The sequence below is a fragment of the Nonomuraea angiospora genome (assembly GCF_014873145.1).
GTDB lineage: Bacteria > Actinomycetota > Actinomycetes > Streptosporangiales > Streptosporangiaceae > Nonomuraea > Nonomuraea angiospora.
In genome coordinates this window covers 11826619-11847672 of sequence record NZ_JADBEK010000001.1, presented here as the reverse complement: position 1 = coordinate 11847672, position 21054 = coordinate 11826619, and the positions used below count along the sequence as shown (strand labels likewise).

Annotated in this window: 17 protein-coding genes; all 17 read right to left on the bottom strand. The window is 72.3% G+C overall.

The window, feature by feature from the left end; genetic code table 11:
- Nucleotide 1 precedes the first annotated feature (1 nt).
- On the bottom strand, nucleotides 2–928 hold the full coding sequence (gene fmt, locus H4W80_RS54365; protein WP_192792218.1) for a methionyl-tRNA formyltransferase: 927 nt from the start codon (nucleotides 926–928) through the stop codon (nucleotides 2–4).
- A 4-nt stretch (nucleotides 929–932) separates the two neighbouring features.
- Nucleotides 933–1481: a peptide deformylase gene (gene def, locus H4W80_RS54360; protein WP_185072981.1), complete on the bottom strand. Its 549-nt coding sequence runs from the start codon at nucleotides 1479–1481 to the stop codon at nucleotides 933–935.
- A 28-nt stretch (nucleotides 1482–1509) separates the two neighbouring features.
- The gene (locus H4W80_RS54355; RefSeq protein WP_192792217.1) at nucleotides 1510–2844 is read right to left on the bottom strand and encodes a hypothetical protein; all 1335 of its coding nucleotides are present in this window, start codon (nucleotides 2842–2844) and stop codon (nucleotides 1510–1512) included.
- Between the two features lie 37 nt (nucleotides 2845–2881).
- Complete coding sequence (locus H4W80_RS54350; RefSeq protein WP_192792216.1) at nucleotides 2882–4315, bottom strand: hypothetical protein; 1434 nt, start codon at nucleotides 4313–4315, stop codon at nucleotides 2882–2884.
- Between the two features lie 49 nt (nucleotides 4316–4364).
- A complete protein-coding gene (locus H4W80_RS54345) occupies nucleotides 4365–6476 on the bottom strand; it encodes a primosomal protein N' (protein ID WP_192792215.1) in 2112 nt (703 codons plus the stop codon).
- A 659-nt stretch (nucleotides 6477–7135) separates the two neighbouring features.
- On the bottom strand, nucleotides 7136–8323 hold the full coding sequence (gene metK, locus H4W80_RS54340) for a methionine adenosyltransferase (RefSeq protein ID WP_192792214.1): 1188 nt from the start codon (nucleotides 8321–8323) through the stop codon (nucleotides 7136–7138).
- 127 nt (nucleotides 8324–8450) lie between these two features.
- Complete coding sequence (locus tag H4W80_RS54335) at nucleotides 8451–8774, bottom strand: hypothetical protein (RefSeq protein WP_225964196.1); 324 nt, start codon at nucleotides 8772–8774, stop codon at nucleotides 8451–8453.
- Between the two features lie 180 nt (nucleotides 8775–8954).
- The gene (gene coaBC, locus H4W80_RS64870; protein ID WP_378525864.1) at nucleotides 8955–10427 is read right to left on the bottom strand and encodes a bifunctional phosphopantothenoylcysteine decarboxylase/phosphopantothenate--cysteine ligase CoaBC; all 1473 of its coding nucleotides are present in this window, start codon (nucleotides 10425–10427) and stop codon (nucleotides 8955–8957) included.
- 8 nt (nucleotides 10428–10435) lie between these two features.
- Nucleotides 10436–10705, bottom strand: coding sequence for a DNA-directed RNA polymerase subunit omega (gene rpoZ / locus H4W80_RS54325; RefSeq protein ID WP_043638590.1), 270 nt, complete (start codon nucleotides 10703–10705; stop codon nucleotides 10436–10438).
- A 4-nt stretch (nucleotides 10706–10709) separates the two neighbouring features.
- Complete coding sequence (gene gmk / locus H4W80_RS54320) at nucleotides 10710–11303, bottom strand: guanylate kinase (RefSeq protein ID WP_185072975.1); 594 nt, start codon at nucleotides 11301–11303, stop codon at nucleotides 10710–10712.
- A 116-nt stretch (nucleotides 11304–11419) separates the two neighbouring features.
- Complete coding sequence (mihF, locus tag H4W80_RS54315; protein ID WP_020541698.1) at nucleotides 11420–11743, bottom strand: integration host factor, actinobacterial type; 324 nt, start codon at nucleotides 11741–11743, stop codon at nucleotides 11420–11422.
- 993 nt (nucleotides 11744–12736) lie between these two features.
- The gene (gene pyrF / locus H4W80_RS54310; RefSeq protein ID WP_192794306.1) at nucleotides 12737–13432 is read right to left on the bottom strand and encodes an orotidine-5'-phosphate decarboxylase; all 696 of its coding nucleotides are present in this window, start codon (nucleotides 13430–13432) and stop codon (nucleotides 12737–12739) included.
- A gap of 49 nt (nucleotides 13433–13481) precedes the next feature.
- Nucleotides 13482–14459, bottom strand: coding sequence for a dihydroorotate dehydrogenase (locus tag H4W80_RS54305; protein ID WP_185072974.1), 978 nt, complete (start codon nucleotides 14457–14459; stop codon nucleotides 13482–13484).
- Nucleotides 14449–15300 carry a dihydroorotate dehydrogenase electron transfer subunit gene (locus H4W80_RS54300; RefSeq protein ID WP_318787513.1) on the bottom strand — a complete coding sequence of 284 codons (852 nt, stop codon included), beginning with the start codon at nucleotides 15298–15300 and terminating at the stop codon, nucleotides 14449–14451. Before H4W80_RS54300 ends, H4W80_RS54305 begins: the two co-directional genes overlap by 11 nt.
- 38 nt (nucleotides 15301–15338) lie before the next feature.
- The gene (gene carB / locus H4W80_RS54295; RefSeq protein ID WP_192792212.1) at nucleotides 15339–18626 is read right to left on the bottom strand and encodes a carbamoyl-phosphate synthase large subunit; all 3288 of its coding nucleotides are present in this window, start codon (nucleotides 18624–18626) and stop codon (nucleotides 15339–15341) included.
- Nucleotides 18613–19719 carry a glutamine-hydrolyzing carbamoyl-phosphate synthase small subunit gene (gene carA, locus H4W80_RS54290; protein ID WP_192792211.1) on the bottom strand — a complete coding sequence of 369 codons (1107 nt, stop codon included), beginning with the start codon at nucleotides 19717–19719 and terminating at the stop codon, nucleotides 18613–18615. The genes carB and carA overlap by 14 nt, the downstream gene beginning before the upstream one ends.
- Nucleotides 19716–21002: a dihydroorotase gene (locus tag H4W80_RS54285; protein WP_192792210.1), complete on the bottom strand. Its 1287-nt coding sequence runs from the start codon at nucleotides 21000–21002 to the stop codon at nucleotides 19716–19718. The genes carA and H4W80_RS54285 overlap by 4 nt, the downstream gene beginning before the upstream one ends.
- Between the last annotated feature and the right edge of the window lie 52 nt (nucleotides 21003–21054).

Below are 21054 nucleotides of genomic sequence, written 5' to 3'. Positions count from 1 at the left end.
ATCACTTGAAGATCTCTTTACTCTCCGGGCGAACCCCGCGGGCCCACTCCACGGCCCCCATGACCCGCTTGCCCTGCGGCTGCACCTCACCCAGCTCCACCGCGTCGGTGGCGGTCCCGACCAGCACCCCCGTCTTGGAGGCGGCGATCTCGCCCTCGGGCAGCCGCTCGCCGGGCACGATCCGCACGGGCCCCACCTTCACCCGCTGCCCCCGGAACTCGCTCCACGCCCCGGGCGCCGGGCTGCAGGCCCGGATCCGGCGGTCGACGTGCATGGCGGGCTTGGTCCAGTCGATCCGGGCGTCGACCACAGTGATCTTGGGGGCGACGGTCACCCCTTCGTCGGGCTGGGGCCGGGCCTCCAGGGCGCCGTCCTCGACGCCGTCGAGGGTGGCGGCCAGCAGCCCCGCCCCCGACACCGACAGCCGCTCCAGCAGGGACCCGCTCGTGTCGTCCGGGCGGATCTCCTCGGTCACCACGCCGTAGACGGGCCCGGCGTCCAGCTCCTTGACGATCTGGAACGTCGTGGCCCCGCCGATCTCGTCGCCGTGCAGGATCGAGTGCTGCACGGGAGCGGCCCCGCGCCAGGCGGGCAGGATCGAGAAGTGCAGGTTGATCCACCCGTGGCGGGGGATGTCCAGCGCCGACTGCGGCAGCAGGGCCCCGTACGCGACCACCGGGCAGCAGTCGGGCTCCAGGGCGCGCAGCCGGTCGAGGAACTCCGGGTCGCCGGCCTTGGCCGGGCGGAGCACCTCGATGCCCGCCTCCTCCGCGAGCTCGGCCACCGGCGAGGGGTGGACCTTGCGCCCGCGCCCGGACTGGGCGTCGGGCCGGGTGACGACCGCGACGACCTCGTGGCGCGGCGAGTCGATCAGGGTGCGCAGCGACGGCAGCGCCGTCTCCGGCGTGCCCGCGAAGACGAGACGCATGCTCTCAGAGCGCCCTTCCGCCGGTGGCGTGCGGCGAGACCTTGATCACAGGGGCGGACAGGCCGCTCCACTCGGCCTCGCGCACGGCCTTCATGGCCAGCTTGCGCTGCTTGGGGTCCATGCGATCGATGAACAGGATGCCGTCGAGGTGGTCGGTCTCGTGCTGGAAGCAGCGGGCCATCAGGTCGGTGCCCTCCAGCGTGACGGGCTCGCCGTGCATGTTGAAGCCCTTGGCGACGGCGCGGATGGCGCGCGGCGTCGGGTAGGACAGGCCGGGGAAGGACAGGCAGCCCTCCTCGCCCTCCTCGTCCAGCTCGGCGGACAGGTCGAGGTCGGGGTTGATCAGGTGGCCGAGCTGCTCGTCCACGTAGTAGGTGAACACCCGCAGCCCGACCCCGATCTGCGGGGCCGCCAGGCCGGCGCCCGGCGCGTCCATCATCGTGTCGGTGAGGTCTTTGACCAGCTTGCGGAGCTCCTTGTCGAAGTCGACGACCGGGGCCGCCGGGGTGCGCAGCACCGGGTCTCCGAACAGCCGGATCGACTGGATCGCCAAGGGGGTTACTCCGTTTCTCGTCTGTGGATCAACCCAGTTTAGTGCTCTCCAGGGAGCGCGCCTTCATCGCCGCCTTGCGCGCCGCCTTGACCACGGCCTGGTCGTCGTGGGCGGAGGCCAGCATGTCGAGCACGGCGATCGTGTCGGGGTGGTCCACCGCGGTCATGTCGCCGACCAGCTTGATCAGGTCCTCGCCCGGCTCGGGCGTGTCGAGCCGCCCCGCGGCCGGGCCCGACAGGTGCATGAGGGCGGCCAGGGAGTCGACCGCGATCCAGGTGTGGTCCTCGGGGCTGAGCGTGGGCGCCTCCAGGTCGCGGATGTGCAGCCAGGAGGCGGCGTAGCGGCGCATCAGCGGATGGCCGAGCGCCTGCCTGACGGGCCCCTCGGCCTCCGGGCCCAGCTCCTCGAGGATGGCGCCGACCGCGCCCCGCTGCCCCGCCGTGCCCGACGCGGCGATCTCGATCAGGTCGCGGGCCGCGGACTCCGGCTCGCGGCGCTCCAGCCACCCGGCGACGGCGCTCTGCGTGGCCGAACCCTTGACCAGCGCCGCCACCAGCTCGGCCGCCGACAGGTCGGCGAACACCTCCACCTCGGCCGCCGTCGGCGCGTCGTGGCCCTCGCGCAGCAGGTCGCGGCGGATGGCCCAGACGCCGAGCGGGGTGAGCGCGGTGCGGCCGGCCGCGGTCTGCTCCACGAGCCCGCAGTACGTCAGCAGCGACAGCGCCTCCAGCAGCTCGGCGGGCAGCGCGGCGGCCAGCCGGCGCATCTCGACCGGGCCGGGCGCGCAGGCGACCTCGTGGGACTGGAGGATGCCCCTGGCGAGGTTGGCGGTCGCGACGCCGGAGCGCACGGAGTAGATCGTGGCGAGCATCTCGGCCAGGTGGCCGTCGACCACGGCGGAGCCCGTCAGGCCCTCGTCGGCGCGGTCGAGCACGTCCATGACCACGCCGTCCCAGAACTCCAGCGTGGCCTCCACCGTGAGCTGCATCGACAGCGGCCCGCGGGCGGCCTGGCCGCCGAGGATCTGCAGTAGCCCGGTGTTGACGGCGACGATCCAGATCAGGCGCAGCCGGGAGGCGGGCAGGCCGAGCTCCCGGGCGGCGGCCTCGGCGTCCGTCTCGCTCAGGTGCCCCTCCGGGGTGACCTGGCGGGTGCCCGTCCAGGTGGTGAGCCTGATGGCGTCGGCGACGAGCGGCACCCCGGGCACCGCCGCGGCCAGCTCGGCGTCGGACGCGAGCAGGACCGGCGGGAACGTCAGCGCTTCGTGCTCCACGGGAGTCTCCTCAGGAGGCCGTGGGGGCACGGCGGCCTGCTCATCGATCAGCTTGCGCAGCTCGGCGAGGTCGAAGACGTTGTTTGCCACCCACGAAACTTACTGCACAGGAGTCACATGGGCGTACTCAACGGATGGCGCGGGAGCGGGCTTTGAAGGCGGCCTTGCGTGCCGCCTTCGCGACCGTGCCGTCGGGGATGGAGCGTCCCAGCAGCTCCAGGACCTCCACGACGTCGGGGTGGTCGACCCGCCACATCTCCTCGATCATATGGGCGGGCGGGCCCGAGGCGGCCATGTTCTCGGCGAAGATCTCGGGATCCTCCTCGGCCGCGGGCATCGCGAGCGCCAGCATGTCGACGCTGACCCAGAGCAGCTCCTCCTGGGTGAGCTGCGGCGCGGGCAGCCTTCTGGCGGCCAGCCAGTGGATGGCGTGCGGGCGCAGCTCCTGGTCGTCGAGGTAGTGGCGGACCTGGGGCTCGGCCTCGGCGCCCAGCCGGTCGACGATGGTGATCGCGATGCCGCGCGCCACGGCGGGCGCGCCGGAGGCGGCGGCCAGCAGCTCGGCGGCGGCCTCGCCGGAGGACCGGCCGCTCAGCCAGCGGCTGATGTCCTGCTCGGCGAGCTCGGCGGGCACGCCTTCGAGCAGCCCTTCGATGAGCCCGAGCGCGTCGGCCTCGGCCAGGTCGGGCGCCTCGGGCGCGTCGAGGTCGAGCGACAGGTAGTGCTCGCGCAGCCCCCAGACGGCCAGCGGGGTGAGCTCCGCGGTGTCGTCCGTGACCTGGATCATGCCGCACCACGACAGCCGGTCGAGCGTGCCGGCCAGGTCGGCCTCGCCGTCCTCGGCGATCTCGTCGAGGTAGTCGCCGATCACGGTGACGGGCACCCGCACCTGGAGCCGGTAGAGCATGTCGAACAGGTCGTAGTGCCCCTCCTCCCGCTCGACCAGGTCGGCGACCCGCGCCGCCCAGCCCTCCAGCGGGTCGCCGGTGTCGGGCAGCGGGTCCTCGGCCAGCAGGGGCACGCTCTCCAGCGCCGCGACGAGGTCCTCCCGCGCGGCCAGCCGGACGGCGGGCAGCGGCGTGCACCCGGGGCAGTCGCAGGGCGCCTCGCCCAGGTCGGGCACCTCCCCTGAGGGGATGGCGACCGCCTGCTCGAGCGACTCCGGGCCGATGGAGCTGAACAGGCTCTTGGCCATGCCGAAGTTGGCGGGGTCGGCGAGGGCCTCGGGCAGGCGCGGCGCGATGTCGTCGAGCCTGTCGCGCATGAGCACCGCCGTCGGCTCGGGCACCGCGCCCGCCTCGCTGAGGTAGTCGACGAGGGTGCGGGCGGCGGCGACGGTCTCCGGAGCGCTCTCCGGGGGGGCGATGACCTTGCGCGGGTAGATGGACAGCAGCAGCTCGTCGAAGGTCTCCGGGCTGAAGTCACCCAGCTCGTTGACGTTGAGGTAGTCGCTGGCGTAGTCGCAGAGCAGGCGGACCTCGTCCGCGTCCACCTCGACTTCCCGCGCGCGCCCCCAAGCGCGCAGGTCGTCGATGGCCTGGTTCACCCATTCGATCGACACATGGGCACGCTAACGGCTGGCCTTCAGATGAGCGAATCGGGGAAATGGTCTAAATCAGGTCGAGCGGGTCGACACTCACCTTCACGACATCGGGCGTCTTACGTGCCGCACGCACCCCAATGGCCCCTTTGAGCGCGGCCGCCAGGGCCGCCCCGCCGGACCTCCGTACGCGGATCATGGCGCGTTCCTGGCCCGCCTCGTCCACGGGGACGGGGCCCAGCACCTCGGCGTCGGGCGGCAGGCGTACCTCGTCGAGCATCTGCCTGACCGCGCTCGCCACGCCCGTGAGCGTGGCCATCCGCACCGCCGGCGGGAAGCCCAGCTCGGCGCGGTCGCCCAGCTCGCGCTCGGCGTGGGTGACGGGGTCCCACCTCAGCAGGGCCTGAACGGCGGGCAGCGCGGCGTCGCCGAGCACCACCAGCTCGGCGGCGGGGCGGAGCAGGGCGGCGGCGTTCATCCACCTGCGCACCGCCTCCTCGCTCGCCCTCAGGTCGGCCCTGCCCAGGAGCGCCCAGCCGTCGAGCAGCACGGCCGCCGCGTAGCCGCCCTCCGCCACGGGCTCGGCGCCCGGCGTGGCGACGACCAGCGCGCGGGCGGCGGGGACGGTGGCCAGGACGCCGTCGCGGCCCGACGTGCGCACCTGCACGGAGGGGAAGGCCCTGCCGAGCTCCTCCGCGGTGCGCCTGGCGCCGGTGACCACGGCGCGGAGCCTGGGGCTGCCGCAGGACGAGCAGCGCCAGTCGGCGTCCACCCGGCCGCACCAGCGGCAGTAGGGGGCCGCGTGGCCGCCTCTGAGGGCCAGCGGCCCGTGGCACAGGTGGCCGGGCCCCGCCGGCGCCTCCGGGATCGGGAAGGCCGCGCCGGCGTGCGGGTCCGGCGGCGACGCCGCCCTGCGCGTGGGGGGCAGGGCGCAGCGGGCGGGGGTGCGGCAGTGCCGGCAGGCCAGGGCGGGCAGGTAGCCGCGTCTGGGCACCTGCACGAGCACGGGCCCGCTCTCCAGGCCGTGGCGCAGGGCCCGCCAGGCGAGGCTGGGGAGCCTGGCCTGCCGGGCCGCCTGGTCCTTGGCCAGTTCGGCGTCCTCCCCGGCGGGGCGCACCCGGGGGCCCAGGCCCCTGATCGTCGTGCGGGCGGCCACGATCGGCCTGGCCCAGCCGGAGGCGACGAGCTGGGTGGCCTCGGCGGTGCGCGCGTATCCGCCGATGAGCATCGCGGCGCCGCTCCTGTGGGCGCGCAGGCCGAGAACCTCGCGGGCGTGCGGATACGGCGCCAGGCGCTCGGCGTGGAGGTCGTCACCGTCGTCCCAGATGGCCACCAGGCCGAGATCGGCGACGGGGGCGAACATGGCGGCCCTGGTGCCGACGACGGCCCGCACCTGGCCTCTCAGCACCTTCAGCCACCGTCGGTAGCGCTCGGCCGGGCCGAGGTCGGCGGTGAGCGCCACGTGCCTGCCCGGCCCCAGCACCCGGGCGAACTCGCCGTCGGCCAGCGCCACGTCCTTCCCGTCGGGCACCACGACGACCGCTCCCCTGCCGCCGTCCAGCGTCGCCCGCACGGCCTCGGCCGTCGCCCCCGCCCATCCCCTGGCGCCCGGCAGGGCGGACCACACGGCCCGGGGCGCGCGCCCGTCGCGCAGCGCGCCGAGGAAGGAGGGGCCGGTCGGGTAGGCGTTCCATGCGCTTTCGGTCTGGGACGGCTCCGCGGGCGGCAGGTCCTGCTTGGCGGGCTCCTCCGCCTCGGCCTTGGCGTGGCGGGGCGGGACGGCCAGGCGGAGCACGTCGGTCAGGGTGCCCGCGTACCGGTCGGCGACCGCCCTGGCCAGCCCGGCGATCTCCGGGGTGAGCACGCGCTCGGGGGAAACCACGCGTTCAAGCGGCATGAGCCTGCCGTCGTGCTCGCTCTCGTCCGCCCGTTCCAGCAGGAACCCGTCGACCAGCTTGCCCGCGAACCGCACCCGCACCCGCACGCCCGGCTCGGCCGTCTCGTGCATGGAGTCGGGCACCAGGTAGTCGAAGGGTCGGTCGAGGTGCGGCAGCGGGCTGTCCACCACGACCCTGGCCACGGGGCGTTCAGGGGCGGGCGCGGGGGCCCCTTTGGTGTCCTTCGACGACGCTGGGGGCCGCACGGCGTCGAGCGGCAGAAGGGCGTCGTCGGAGTCGGTCACGCATAACGTCTACCAGACCGTTCGCCGTGACCGAGCGAGAGCGGAGGCGTTGCCGGGGCCACGCGCCCCGAGTGGTTACGGGCACGCCGACAGCCCGCATTCGCCCAGCTCCTCGACCTCGCCCGGGGCGATGCACTGGGCAGGCGACTCCAGCACCGCCTCGATGGCCCGGCGCGATGCGCTCGGCGGGCATCCCCAGCACCGTCTCGGTAGCCCGGCGCACTGCACTCGGCAGGCGTCTCCAGAACCGCCTCGATGACCCGGGACGATGCACTCGGTCAGCGCCCCAGCACCGCCTCGGCAGCCCGGGCAATGCGCTCGGCAGGCGCCCCCAGCACCGCCTCAATAGCCCGGAGCGATGCACTCGGCCGGGCGTCTTCAGCACCGCCTCGGTAGCCCGGGGCGCGCCCGCTTGGTCGAGCCCGGTGGGCCGGATCAGGACCGTCCGGATCCCCGCACCGGGAGGCTCCGGCGGGGCCCGGTGATCCGCCGCCTTGAGGCTGGACGATCCGGTGGCTCGGCGGCACCGAGCACGCCCCTCGCACCTCAAGCGAGACCGCGAAGGTCGCCTCTCGGACCCGTACCGGCTCTGGGCCTGCCTGACCCGCCCAGAGGCGCCGCGCACCAAGGCGGCGCCCCTTGAGCTGGGACGGCGTGGGTCAGAGGCCGGCGGCGGTGCGCAGGGCCTCGGCGCGGTCCGTGGACTCCCAGGAGAAGCCCTCACGGCCGAAGTGGCCGTAGGCGGCGGTCTCCGAGTAGATCGGGCGCAGCAGGTCGAGGTCGCGGATGATGGCGGCCGGGCGCAGGTCGAAGACCTGGAGGACGGCGTCCTGGATCTTCTCGACCGGCAGCTTCTCGGTGCCGAAGCACTCCACGAACAGACCCACCGGCTGCGCCTTGCCGATCGCGTACGCGACCTGGACCTCGCACCGGTCGGCCAGGCCGGCGGCGACGACGTTCTTGGCCACCCAGCGCATGGCGTAGGCCGCCGAGCGGTCGACCTTGGACGGGTCCTTGCCGGAGAAGGCGCCGCCACCGTGGCGGGCCATGCCGCCGTAGGTGTCGATGATGATCTTGCGGCCGGTCAGGCCGGCGTCGCCCATGGGGCCGCCGATCTCGAAGCGGCCGGTCGGGTTGACCAGCAGGCGGTAGCCCTCGGTGTCGAGGTCGAGGCCGGCCAGCACGGGGTCGACCACGTGCTCCTTGATGTCCGGCGTCAGCATCTCCTGCAGGTCGATCTCCGCCGCGTGCTGCGTGGAGACCACCACGGTGTCGAGGCGGACGGGCGTGTCGCCGTCGTACTCGATCGTCACCTGCGTCTTGCCGTCGGGACGGAGGTAGGGCACCGTGCCGCTCTTGCGCACCTCCGACAGCCGCTGCGCCAGCCGGTGGGCCAGGGTGATCGGCAGCGGCATGAGCTCGGGGGTCTCGCGGCAGGCATAGCCGAACATGAGGCCCTGGTCGCCCGCGCCCTGGCGGTCCAGCTCGTCCTCGGCCTGGTCGACCCGGCTCTCGTAGGCGTCGTTGACGCCCTGGGCGATGTCGGGGGACTGGGCGCCGATGGACACCGACACGCCGCACGAAGCGCCGTCGAAGCCCTTGTGGGAGGCGTCGTAGCCGATCTCGAGGATCTTCTCCCGGATGAGGGCCGGGATGTCGATGTAGGTCTCGGTGGTGACCTCGCCTGCGACATGGACCTGGCCGGTAGTGATCAGCGTCTCGACCGCGACCCGGCTCTTGGGGTCGTCCTTGAGCATGGCGTCGAGAATCGCGTCACTGATCTGGTCAGCGATCTTGTCCGGGTGGCCTTCGGTGACCGACTCGGAGGTGAACAGGCGACGTGACAACTCAGTGGCTCCTCATGCAGCGGCTGCTGACGGATTTAAGGCCCGGGACGCATGGGCATGCCTGGGCCTCGCCGAAGTCTAGCCCCACCCGGCGCCAGGGCGCGAAACCGTCCGCGTCCAGTTTCCGTCACAGCTCGGGCAGCGGGTCGGGCGGCAGGGTCTCCGGCGCGAAGATCTCCGCGTCGGCGGCCGCCACCACCGCGGCGTACTCCTCGTCGAACTCGAACACTATGGAGTCCAGCTCGATGACCGGCCCAGGCAGGATGGGACCGAGCCGGGTGTGTCGCGGGAACTCCGCGAACACCGCGACCGGCCGATCGCTCCTGAGCGTCCTGGTGGCCAGCACCGATATCGAGGAAGCGGTGACCACGACCAGGAAATTCCCCGTCCCGCCCGGTCCCGCCGACACCGCCGGAAAGACGTAGCGGATCTCTCCCTGGTCGCCGAGCAATGTTCTACAACGGTCTCTGACAGCAGAACCCACCGGCATTCCATCCCCCTTCGCCCCAAGTATCCGCAGGCGTGTAGGGGTGTAGCAATAGGTGATCGGGTAATCGGTCTTGTACGATTTGAACGGTCCAATACGGGGTATGAGCACCGGATACGTCCAACCCGGAAGTGCGGGGCCGCGCTAGGGAAGGCGGGCCGCCACGAGGTCCCACACGACGTCGGCGAGAGCCTCCTTGGGCCCGAACGGCACCTCGACCGGGTCGCCACCCGCCACCAGCACGGTGGCCGCGTTGTCGGGCGTGCCGAACGCCAGCCCCTCCCCCACCTGGTTGACGACCAGCAGGTCGCAACCCTTGCGGGCGAGCTTGGCCTGGCCGTTGGCGAGCACGTCGTGCGTCTCGGCCGCGAACCCGACGATCACCTCGGGGTACGCCCCACGCTCCCGCCGCGGTGTGACGCCCCCCGGCCCGGATCCGGCGACGGCAGCCTCCGACCCCGCGACGGCGGCTTCCGGTCCGGCGACGTCAGATGCCGGCGCAACGGCAGCGGCGGACTCCGGCGCAGCGCCGGCACCGGCACCGGCACCGGCAAGCCTCGGCCCGACAGCTGCGGTACCGGCAAGCTCCGGTCCGGCAGCTGCGGCATCGGCGGGTTCCGGATCCGCGGCGGCCGAGAGGGGCTGCGCCGCGCCTCCAGCATGCGTGCGCGCGGCGCGGGCCTCGCGGCGGAGGGTGCCGAGCTCGGCAAGGATGTCGGGGTTCTTGGCCAGGAAGATCGGCTCCGGCTCGCCGTCCGTCTTCTTGATCTTCGCCTCGTGCCGCGTCGCGGGCCGGAAGTCGGCCACCGCGGCGGCCATGACCACCACGTCGGCGTCGGCCGCGGCGGCGAGCACCGCATCGCGCAGCTCGGACGCCGACTCCACCCGCACGACCTTGGCACCGGCGGGGTCGGGCAGCGTGACGTTGGCCGCCACCAGCGTCACCTCGGCCCCCCGGGCGACCGCCGTGCGCGCCAGCGCGTAGCCCTGCCGCCCCGAGGAGCGGTTGCCGAGGTAGCGGACCGGGTCGATCGCCTCCCGCGTGCCTCCGGCGGAGACGACGACCTTGCGCCCGGCCAGGTCGCGGGGCCGGCCGCGCAGCACCCGCAGGCAGACCTCGAAGATCTCCGCGGGGTCGGGCAGGCGCCCCGGGCCGGTGTCGGCGCCGGTGAGGCGCCCGACGGCGGGGTCGATCACGACGGCGCCCCGCTCGCGCAGCGTCTCGACGTTGGCGCGGGTGGCGGGGTGCTGCCACATCTCGGTGTGCATCGCGGGCGCGAACACGACCGGGCAGGTGGCCGTCAGCAGCGTGTTGGTGAGCAGGTCGCCGGCCAGCCCGTGGGCCGCCCTGGCGAGCACGTCAGCGGTCGCGGGCGCCACCACGACGAGATCGGCCTGCTTGCCGATCCGCACGTGGGGCACCTCGTGAACGTCGTCCCAGACCTCGGCGGACACGGGGTTGCCGGACAGGGCGGCCCAGGTGGGCGCGCCCACGAACTTCAGCGCCTCGCGGGTCGGCACGACCCGCACCTCGTGCCCCGACTCGGTGAACAGGCGCAACAGCTCGCAAGCCTTGTACGCGGCGATGCCGCCGCTGACGCCCAGGACGACCTTCATCGAAGGCGTCAGACCGCGCCTTCGATGGGCTCGGCGTTGAGCAGGCCCTCGGAGACCTCGCGCAGCGCGATGGACAGCGGCTTCTCCTGCGCGTGCGTCTCGACCAGCGGGCCGACGTACTCCAGCAGGCCCTCGCCGAGCTGGGAGTAGTAAGCGTTGATCTGGCGGGCGCGCTTGGCACCCATGATCACCAGGGAGTACTTGCTGTCGACGATGTCGAGCAGCGCGTCGATCGGCGGGTTGGTGATGCCCTCCGCGGCCGGGGTGGTGCCTGCCACGATGTCAGACCTCTCGGTTGGTGGTTGTCGTGACCCCCTGAGGGTCAGTCATCAAGGCTATCAGCCGGCGGCACACGTCTTGGACGCTTGTGTTCACGAGTGTCAAGTCGAACTCCTGCTCCGCGGCCATCTCGACCCGCCCAGCCTCCAGGCGGCGGGCGATGACGTCCTCGGGCTCGGTGCCGCGGCCACGCAGCCGCTTCTCCAGCTCCTCCCAGGTGGGCGGGGCCAGGAACACCAGCAGGGCCTCGGGCATGCTCCTGCGCACCTGCCTGGCGCCTTCGAGGTCGATCTCGAGCAGGGTGGGGACCCCGTCGGCGAGCTTCTTCAGCACCGGCTCGCGCGGCGTGCCGTAGCGGTTTCCCGCGAACTCCGCCCACTCGAGCAGCTCCCCGGCCGTCACCAGCCGGTCGAACTCCTCGCCGTCGACGAAGTAGTAGTGGACCCCGTTCACCTCACCGGGACGGGGCCTCCTGGTGGTCACCGAGACCGACAGCCACACCGCGGGGTGTGCCCGCCGGAGCTCGGCGACGACCGTGGACTTGCCGACGCCCGACGGCCCTGAAAGGACCGTCAGCCGCCGTTCGCTCAAGGGCAAGAATCCGACCTCCGCGCCGGGCCCGAATGCCTCGTAGGCACTGACTTCGCCGGACCAGGACCTGTCGGTCACTTTCCTACCCCCCGTTGAACCTGCGCTTTCTTGTGGAACAGAGATTAGCTCTCGTTGCCACCGAACTCGCGCTCGAGGGAGGCCCTCTGGTTCGCGCCGAGACCCCGCACGCGGCGGGACTCGGCGATGGCAAGCCGCTCCATGAGCTGCTTGGCGCGGACCTTGCCGACGCCGGGGAGCGATTCCAACAGAGCCGACACCTTCATCTTGCCGATGACGTCGTCGGTCTGCCCATCCTTGAGCACCTCAGCCAGAGAAACCGCGCCATGCTTGAGCCGGTTCTTGACCTCGGCACGCTCTTTACGGGCCTTGGCAGCCTTCTCCAGGGCTGCGGCGCGCTGCTCAGGGGTCAGTGGAGGAAGAGCCACGCCGGGTCACCTCGAATTTCTGTCGATGTACTCGGACGGGAAGGGAAACTAGCTGGTCATCGCCCCCTAAGCAACGTCAAGCGCCGTTTCTCTCCTTACAAAATCCACTTCATCACTCTCCGTGTTCGTAAAATCACATTGTGCTGATCAAATCGCCCTCACTTCCCGGTTCGCGCGTCGGCCCGCGACGGTGTCGCGAAACGCAACGATGATCGCATTCCAGCCACCAACCAATGTCCGAAACCCCGCCCAGACCTGGGCCGAAACCCATTCCGAAGATCGCGTGCGCGGGCCCCCGCGAATGCATTACGATCTTGCGAGGCACCCAGGCACGGCATGATCCACAATCCCCGCCGCCCACCCCCGGACGGCACCCCGCGCCAAGGGACCCGCCACCCCGATCCGAGCCCGCGGATCACCCATTGCGATACCCGCGCCTCGCGCCGCATCGAGCGCCGTGAGGATGATCGACGACTGGCCGCGCTGAGGGGCCAGTAGCCCACCCGGCCGCGGCGATCGCGTGGGTGGGCGGAACGGCAGGCGCCCGGCACACGGAAGGGGCGGGCGCGACGGGCCGGCGGTTCGCCACGGAGCCGGTCAAGAGTGCGCGTCGTCACGGCGACCGGCCCGTGAGCCTTCACGACCGGCCATGACGGACGGCAACGGACGTCGGCGCGTGCGGCCCACCGTGCGCAGCCGTAAAGGCTAGGGGGTGAACGGCGCGCCGCCGACCGCGCGCAGGCGTAAAGGCTTGGGGGCGAACGGCGCGCCGCCCACCACGCGCAGGCGTAAAGGATGCACGGCTTGAACGGCGCCCGGCACGCCGCGCAGCCCCAAGAAACAGCCGCCGGGCAGCCTTCGAAGCGCCCGCCGGACAGCCGCAAGGAACGCCCACGGGACAGCCTCCAGAAGCGTCCGCCGGGCAGCCGCGAAGAACGCCTACGGGCAGCCTCAGCAACGTCCGCCGGGCAGCCGCGAAGAGAGCGAGAGGGATTAAGAGGCGCGCCGGAGGGACGACGCGATGGCTGCGGCGGCCGCGCCCGGGTCCGGGGAGGCGGTGATGGGGCGGCCGATGACGAGGAGGTCGGCGCCGTCGGCGAGGGCCTGTTCGGGCGTGGCGACCCGCGCCTGGTCCTGCGTGTCGGCCCCCGCGGGCCGCACCCCCGGCGTGATGAGCGTGATGCCCTCCCCCACCTCCGCCCGCACCGCGGACACCTCGTTGGGCGAGCACACCAGCCCCTTGGCGCCCGACTCCACCGACAGGGCGGCCAGGCGGCGCACGGCGTCGTCGGCGGGCCCCACGAGCCCGATGCGCGCCAGGTCGGCCTCCGACAGCGAGGTCAGGATCGTCACCGCGGCGATCTTGGTCTGCGGGTCCGCGGCCTCCACGGCGGCGCGGATCATGGCGGGGCCCCCGGCGGCGTGCACGGTGAGGATGGCCGGGCGCAGCCGGGAGACGGCGCGGGAGGCGCCGGCGACGGTGTTGGGGATGTCGTGGAGCTTGAGGTCGAGGAACACCTGCACGCCGCTGGCACCCCGCACCGAGGCGATCACGTCGGGCCCGTAGCGGAGGTAGAGCTCCAGGCCCACCTTGACCGTGCTGACGTGCGGCGTCACCAGGGCCGCCCACTGGGCGGCGGTCTCCAGGTCCGGGGCGTCCAGGGCGACGGCGATGGGCGCGGGAGTCAGGAGCGGTGCGGGGGTCAAGACGAACTCTCCTCGATGGGGCGGCTGATGGTCATGGTGTGCTCTCTTCGGAGTCGACGAGCAGGTGGCGGGGGGCGCTGCCCGGCGGGCGGTGGGCGAGGCCGACGGCGTCGGCCAGGCGCTGGAAGCCGCGGGCCCTGAGAAGGTCCTCAAGCTCGCGTTCGATGCGCAGACAGGCGTAGGGGTCGTGGAACAGCGCCGTGCCCACTCCGACCACACAGGCGCCCGCCAGGACGAGCTGGAAGGCGTCCCTGCCGCTCATGACGCCGCCGATGCCGATCAGGGGCACCCCGGGCAGGGCGGCGTGGACCTGCCACACGCACCGTACGGCGAGCGGCAGGATCGCGGGCCCCGACAGCCCTCCGGTCACGGCGGCGAGCGAGGGCCGCAGCGCCTCGGTGTCGATGGCCATGCCCAGCGGGTTGTTGATCATGGACAGCGCGTCGGCCCCGGCGTCCACGCAGGCCCGCGCGACGGAGACGATGTCGGCCACGTCGGGGGCCAGCTTGGCCACGACCGGCACGTCGTAGCGCATGATGGAGCGGACCGAGGCGATCACCTCGGCCGCGGCGCTGCCCTCGCGGGCGAAGACGCGGCCGCGGTCCTCGATGTTCGGGCAGGAGAGGTTGACCTCCAGCGCGGTGACCCCGGGCGCGTCGGCGAGCCTGCGGGCCAGCTCGGAGTATTCGGCGACGGTGCCGCCGCCGATCGAGACGATGGTCTTGATGCCCCGCTGCGCGAGCCAGGGCAGCTCGCGCTCCAGGAACGCGTCGATGCCCGGCCCCTGCAGGCCGACCGCGTTGAGCATGCCCGAGGGCGTCTCGGCCATGCGCGGCGTGGGCCGCCCGGCGCGCGGGGCCATGGTGATCGAGCGGGTGGTCAGCGCCCCGAGCCGGTGCAGGTCGAAGAACTGGGCCAGCTCCCGCCCGGACGCGGCGCATCCGGCGGCCGTGGTGATCGGGTTCGCGAGCTCCACATGCGCCAGAAATGTCCGCATATCAACTGACATGTCGTGCACCGCCTCCGGGGGCGCCGAGCGCGTCGAACGGGATCGTTCCCACGTCCTCGAAGCGCACCCGCTCCCCCCGGAACACCGGTCCTTCCGCGCACGCCCGCACCATCCTGGTCACCCCGTCGTCCCCGATGACGGGCAGCACGCACGTCATGCACACCCCGATGCCGCAGGCCATCGACTCCTCGACGGCCACCTGCACCGGGATGTCGAACTCCATCGACACCGCCGTCACGGCCCGCAGCGTCTCCATCGGCGCGCAGGCGTAGACCGCGTCGGCCCGCGTGTCGGCGATCACCGAGGGTAGCGCGTCGGTGACCTTGCCACGGAGCCCGAGCGAGCCGTCCTCGGTGGTCAGCGTGGTGGTCTCGGCGATGCGGCGGGCCCGCATCGCCCCGAACACCCGCTCGGCCCCGGTGCCGCCCAGCACGAAGTCGACCCGGCAGCCCCGCGCCAGCAGCGCGTCGGCCAGCGGGAACAGCAACGCGGAGCCGTACTCGGCGCCGACCAGCACGCAGTGCACCGGGTCGCGCGGCAGCGGAAAGGGCCGGCCGAGCGGCCCGACCAGGTCGAGCGTGTCGCGGGCGCGCCGCTCGGCCAGCCAGGCCGTGCCGGGGCCCCGGGCGGTGAAGACCAGCTCGACCGTGCCGCCGTAGTCGGACTTGACGTCATGGATGGACAGCGCGCGGCGCGTCACCATCGACGTCTGGCCCCCGCCCACCGCGACGGAGACGAAGTGACCGGGGCGGTAGCGCTCGGCTATGCCGGGCGCCACCACCGTCAGCGCATGGTAGGCGTCGACCCGGCGCGTGGTCAGCACCGTGCCCGTCACCTGCACCGGAGTGCCGGCCAGTCGTCTTCACCTCCCGTGCGGGGTCAGCCCCGGAGTGCCTGTGCGTGCTCCTGGAGCGACCGTACGCCGACGTCGCCCCGGACGATCGCCTGGATGCCCGCCGCCGCCGCGGCGAGCCCTGAGACCGTGGTGATGCACGGGATGCCGCGCAGCACCGCGGCGGTGCGGATCTCGTAGCCGTCGAGCCGCGGCCCCGACTGCCCCGGGCTGCCGAAGGGCGTGTTGACGATCAGGTCGACCTCGCCGTCGAGAATGGCCTGCACGCTCGTGCGTTCACCTCCGGGACCAGGACCCTCGCTCTGCTTTCGCACGATCTTGGCATGGACGCCGTTGCGGCGCAGCACCTCGGCGGTCCCCTCGGTGGCCAGGATCTCGAATCCGAGATCCGCGAGCGCCTTCACAGGGAAGATCATCGCACGCTTGTCCCGGTTGGCCACGGACACGAACGCGCGTCCCTTGGTCGGCAGCTCGCCGTAGGCGGCCGCCTGGGACTTGGCGAACGCGGTCCCGAAGAACTCGTCGATGCCCATGACCTCGCCCGTGGAGCGCATCTCGGGCCCCAGCACGATGTCCACGCCCCGGAACCGGTTGAACGGCAGCACCGCCTCCTTGACCGCGATCGACGCGTCCAGCGGCAGCGTCCCGCCGTCGCCGGTCGCGGGCAGCATGCCCTCCTCGCGCAGCGAGGCGATCGACGAGCCGAGCATCACCCGGGCCGCCGCCTTGGCCAGCGGCACCGCCGTGGCCTTGGACACGAACGGCACGGTGCGGCTGGCCCGCGGGTTGGCCTCCAGGACGTAGAGGACGCCGGCCGACATCGCGTACTGGACGTTCAGCAGGCCGCGCACGCCCACCCCGGCGGCGATGGCCTCGGTGGCGGCGCGGATGCGCTTGATGTCGTGGCTGCCGAGCGTGATGGGCGGCAGCGCGCACGCCGAGTCGCCGGAGTGGATCCCGGCCTCCTCGATGTGCTCCATGACGCCGCCGAGATAGAGCTCCGACCCGTCGTAGAGGGCGTCGACGTCGATCTCGATGGCCTCGTCCAGGAACTTGTCCACCAGCACCGGGTGGCCGCCCTCCTGGGCCGCCATGTACGTCGTCAGCGTCTCGTCGTCGTACACGATGGCCATGCCGGCGCCGCCGAGCACGTAGGACGGCCGCACGAGCACGGGGTAGCCGATCTCCTCGGCGATCTCCCGGGCCTCGGCGACGGTGAGCGCGGTGCCGTGCTTGGGCGCGGGCAGCCCCGCCTCGGCCAGCACCCGCCCGAACGCGCCGCGCTCCTCGGCCAGGTGGATCGACTCCGGCGAGGTGCCGACCACGGGCACGCCCGCGTCCTTGAGCGCCTGTGCCAGCCCCAGCGGCGTCTGGCCGCCGAGCTGCACGATCACGCCCACGACCGGGCCCGTCTGCTGCTCGGCGTAGACGACCTCCAGCACGTCCTCCAGCGTGAGCGGCTCGAAGTAGAGCCGGTCGGAGGTGTCGTAGTCGGTCGAGACGGTCTCCGGGTTGCAGTTGACCATGACGGTCTCGAACCCGGCCCTGGACAGCTCGAACGAGGCGTGCACGCACGCGTAGTCGAACTCGATGCCCTGCCCGATGCGGTTGGGCCCGGAGCCGAGGATGATGACCTTCTCGCGCTCGCCGTCGGGGACCTCGTTCTCCTCGTCGTAGGTGGAGTAGAGGTACGGCGTCTTCGCGGCGAACTCGGCGGCGCAGGTGTCGACGGTGTTGTAGACCGGGCGCAGCCCCAGCGCGTGGCGCAGGTCGCGCACCCGGGCCTCGTCGATGCCGCGGATCTCGCCGATCTGCGCGTCGCTGAACCCGTGCCGCTTGGCCCGCTCGAGCACCTCGGCGGTCAGCTCGGGGGCGTCGGCGACCTCGCCGGCCTCCTCGTGGAGCAGGAAGAGCTGGTCGACGAACCAGGGGTCGACGCTGGTCGCCTCGAACAGCTCCTCGGGCGTGGCGCCCGCCCTGATGGCCTGCTGCATCGTGCGCAGCCGCCCGTCGTGCGGGGTGCGGCAGCGCTCGAGCAGCTCGGCCTTGTCGCCGGTCTCGCCCGCCCAGGTGAAGGAGGACTCCTTCTTCTCCATCGACCGCAGCGCCTTCTGCAGCGCCTCGGGGAAGGAACGGCCGATGGCCATGGCCTCGCCCACGGACTTCATGTGCGTGGTGAGCGTCTGGTCGGCGCCCCTGAACTTCTCGAACGCGAACCTCGGCACCTTCACCACGATGTAGTCGAGCGTCGGCTCGAAGGAGGCCGGGGTCTCCTTGGTGATGTCGTTGGGGATCTCGTCGAGGGTGTAGCCGATGGCCAGCTTGGCCGCGATCTTCGCGATCGGGAACCCCGTGGCCTTGGAGGCCAGCGCCGAAGAGCGGGACACGCGCGGGTTCATCTCGATGACGATCATGCGGCCGGTGCGCGGGTCGACCGCGAACTGGATGTTGCAGCCACCGGTGTCGACGCCGACCTCGCGGATGACGGCGATGGCGACGTCGCGCATGTTCTGGTATTCGCGGTCGGTCAGGGTCAGCGCGGGCGCGACGGTGACGCTGTCGCCGGTGTGGACGCCCATCGGGTCGATGTTCTCGATGGAGCAGACGATGACGACGTTGTCGTGCTTGTCGCGCATGACCTCCAGCTCGTACTCCTTCCAGCCGAGGATCGACTCCTCAAGGAGCACCTCGGTGGTCGGAGAGGCGTCGAGCCCAGCGCCGGCGATGCGGCGCAGGTCGGTCTCGTCGTAGGCGAAGCCGGAGCCGGCCCCGCCCATGGTGAACGACGGCCTGACCACGACCGGGTAGCCCAGCTCGCCCGCGGCGGCCAGGCACTCCTCCATCGTGTGGCAGATGGCCGACCTGGCCGACTCGGCGTTGAGCCCGCGCTCGCGGGCCACCTTGGCGACGATCTCCTTGAACCGCTCGCGGTTCTCCCCCGCCTGGATCGCGTCGAAGTCGGCGCCGATCAGCTCGACGCCGTACTTCTCCAGCACGCCCGACTCGTGCAGCGCGACCGCGGTGTTGAGGGCGGTCTGCCCGCCCAGGGTCGGCAGCAGCGCGTCGGGCCGCTCCTTGGCGATGATCTTCTCGACGTACTCGGGAGTGATCGGCTCGACGTACGTGGCGTCGGCGAACTCGGGGTCCGTCATGATCGTCGCCGGGTTGCTGTTGACCAGGACGACGCGGAAGCCCTCGGCCCGCAGCACGCGGCACGCCTGGGTGCCGGAGTAGTCGAACTCGCACGCCTGGCCGATCACGATCGGCCCCGAGCCGATCACCAGGACGGACCTGATGTCCTCACGCTTGGGCACGGCTCATGACCTCACTGAACTCGTCGAAAAGGTAGGCGGCGTCGTGGGGCCCCGCGGCGGCCTCCGGATGGTATTGGACGCTGAAGGCCCGCCCGTCGAGCAGGCGCAGCCCCTCCACGCAGCGGTCGTTGAGGTTGACGTGGCTGACCTCGGCCTGACCGTACGGGGTCTCGAACGGCCCGTCGAGCGGCGCCTGGACGGCGAACCCGTGGTTGTGCGCCGAGATCTCGACCTTGCCGGTGCGCATGTCCTGGACGGGCTGGTTGACGCCCCGGTGCCCGTAGCGCAGCTTGTAGGTGGAAAGGCCCAGGGCCCGCCCGAAGAGCTGGTTGCCGAAGCAGATCCCGAAGAACGGGACCTTGGCCTCCAGGACCCCGCGCAGCGCGCTCACGTCGGCCGTGGCGGGGTCGCCGGGCCCGTTGGAGAAGAAGACCCCGTCCGGCCCGACCGCCATGATCTGCTCGTACGTGGCCGTCGCGGGCAGCACGTGCACCTCGCAGCCGCGCTCGGCCATCCGGTGCGGCGTCATGCCCTTGATGCCGAGGTCGACGGCCGCGACCGTGAACCTCTTCGCGCCGATCGCGGGCACGACGTACGGCTCGGTGGTGGCCACCTCGGCGGCCAGGTCGGCGCCCTCCATGCGGGGCGACTGCCGCACCCGCTCGACCAGCTCCTCGACCGGCGCGGTGGGCGCGGTGAAGATGCCGGCGCGCATGGCGCCGCGCTCGCGCAGGTGGCGGGTGAGCGCGCGGGTGCCGGAGATGGCGATCCCGACGACGCCCTGCTCCTTGAGGTAGTCGTCGAGCGAGCGGTCGGCCCGCCAGTTGGAGACGATCCTGGACGGCTCGCGCACGACGTAGCCGGCGACCCAGACGCGCCCGGACTCCGGGTCCTCGTCGTTGACGCCGGTGTTGCCGATGTGGGGCGCCGTCATGGCGACGATCTGCCGATGGTAGGACGGGTCCGTGAGGGTCTCCTGGTAGCCGGTCATGCCGGTGTTGAAGACCATCTCGCCGAACGTCTCGCCCTCGGCGCCGTACGGACGTCCCTGGAAGACGCGGCCGTCTTCCAGGACGAGCACCGATGTGTTCAAACCAGCTTCCCTTCGAGAACGGTCGCCCTGCCGCGCAGGAACGTGGCCACCACCCGGCCGGGCAGCGTCATCCCCTCGTAGGGGGTGTTCCTGCTCTTCGACGCGAATGCGGACGGATCCACCTCGGTGCGCGCGGACGGGTCGTACAGCGTGATGTTGGCCGGGGCGCCCACCTCCAGCGGCTGCCCCTGCCCGCCGAGCCGGCCGATGCGGGCCGGGACGGCGGACATGCGCTGGGCGACGCCCGCCCAGTCGAGCAGCCCGGTCTCGACCATGGCCTCCTGGACCACGCTGAGCGCCGTCTCCAGGCCCACCATGCCCATGGCCGCGGCCGACCACTCGGTCTCCTTGTCCTCGACCGGGTGGGGGGCGTGGTCGGTGGCGACGATGTCGATCGTGCCGTCGGCCAGCGCGGCCCGCAGCGCCTCGACGTCGGCGCGGGTGCGCAGCGGCGGGTTGACCTTGTAGATCGGGTTGTACGCGCCCACCGGGGACTCCTCGACCAGGTCGTCGGTGAGCAGGAGGTGGTGCGGGGTGACCTCGCAGGTGACGTTCCAGCCCTTGGACTTGGCCCAGCGGATGATCTCGACCGAGCCGGCCGTGGAGACGTGGCAGATGTGCAGCCGGGAGCCGACGTGGGCGGCCAGGAGGCAGTCGCGGGCGATGATCGCCTCTTCGGCGACCGCGGGCCAGCCGGTCAGGCCGAGCCGGCCGGAGATGACGCCCTCGTTCATCTGGGCCCCGGCGGTGAGCCTGGGCTCCTGGGCGTGCTGGGCGACGACGCCGTCGAACGCCTTGACGTACTCCAGGGCGCGGCGCATCAGCACGGCGTCGTCCACGCACTTGCCGTCGTCGGAGAAGACCCGCACGCGGGCGGCCGAGTCGGCCATCGCGCCCAGCTCGGCGAGCTGCTTGCCCTCCAGGCCGACGGTGACGGCGCCGACGGGGTGGACGTCGCAGTGCGCGAACTCGCGCCCGAGCCGCCACACCTGCTCGACGACCCCCGCGGTGTCGGCGACCGGCGAGGTGTTGGCCATGGCGTGCACGGCGGTGTAACCGCCCCGGGCGGCCGACTGGGTGCCGGTCTGCACGGTCTCGGCGTCCTCCCGGCCGGGCTCGCGCAGGTGGGTGTGCAGGTCCACGAGGCCGGGCAGCGCGATCGCGCCGCCGCCGTCGACGGTCTCGGGCCCTTCCAGGCCCGGCCCGATCTCGGCGATCTCCCCGTCGGCGACGCGGATGTCGACGAGGTCCCCGCCCACAATCCTGACATTCTTAATGATCATTGCGCCTCCTTCGTCGGCACAATGATCAAGATGCTGTGCCCATTGGTTCGTT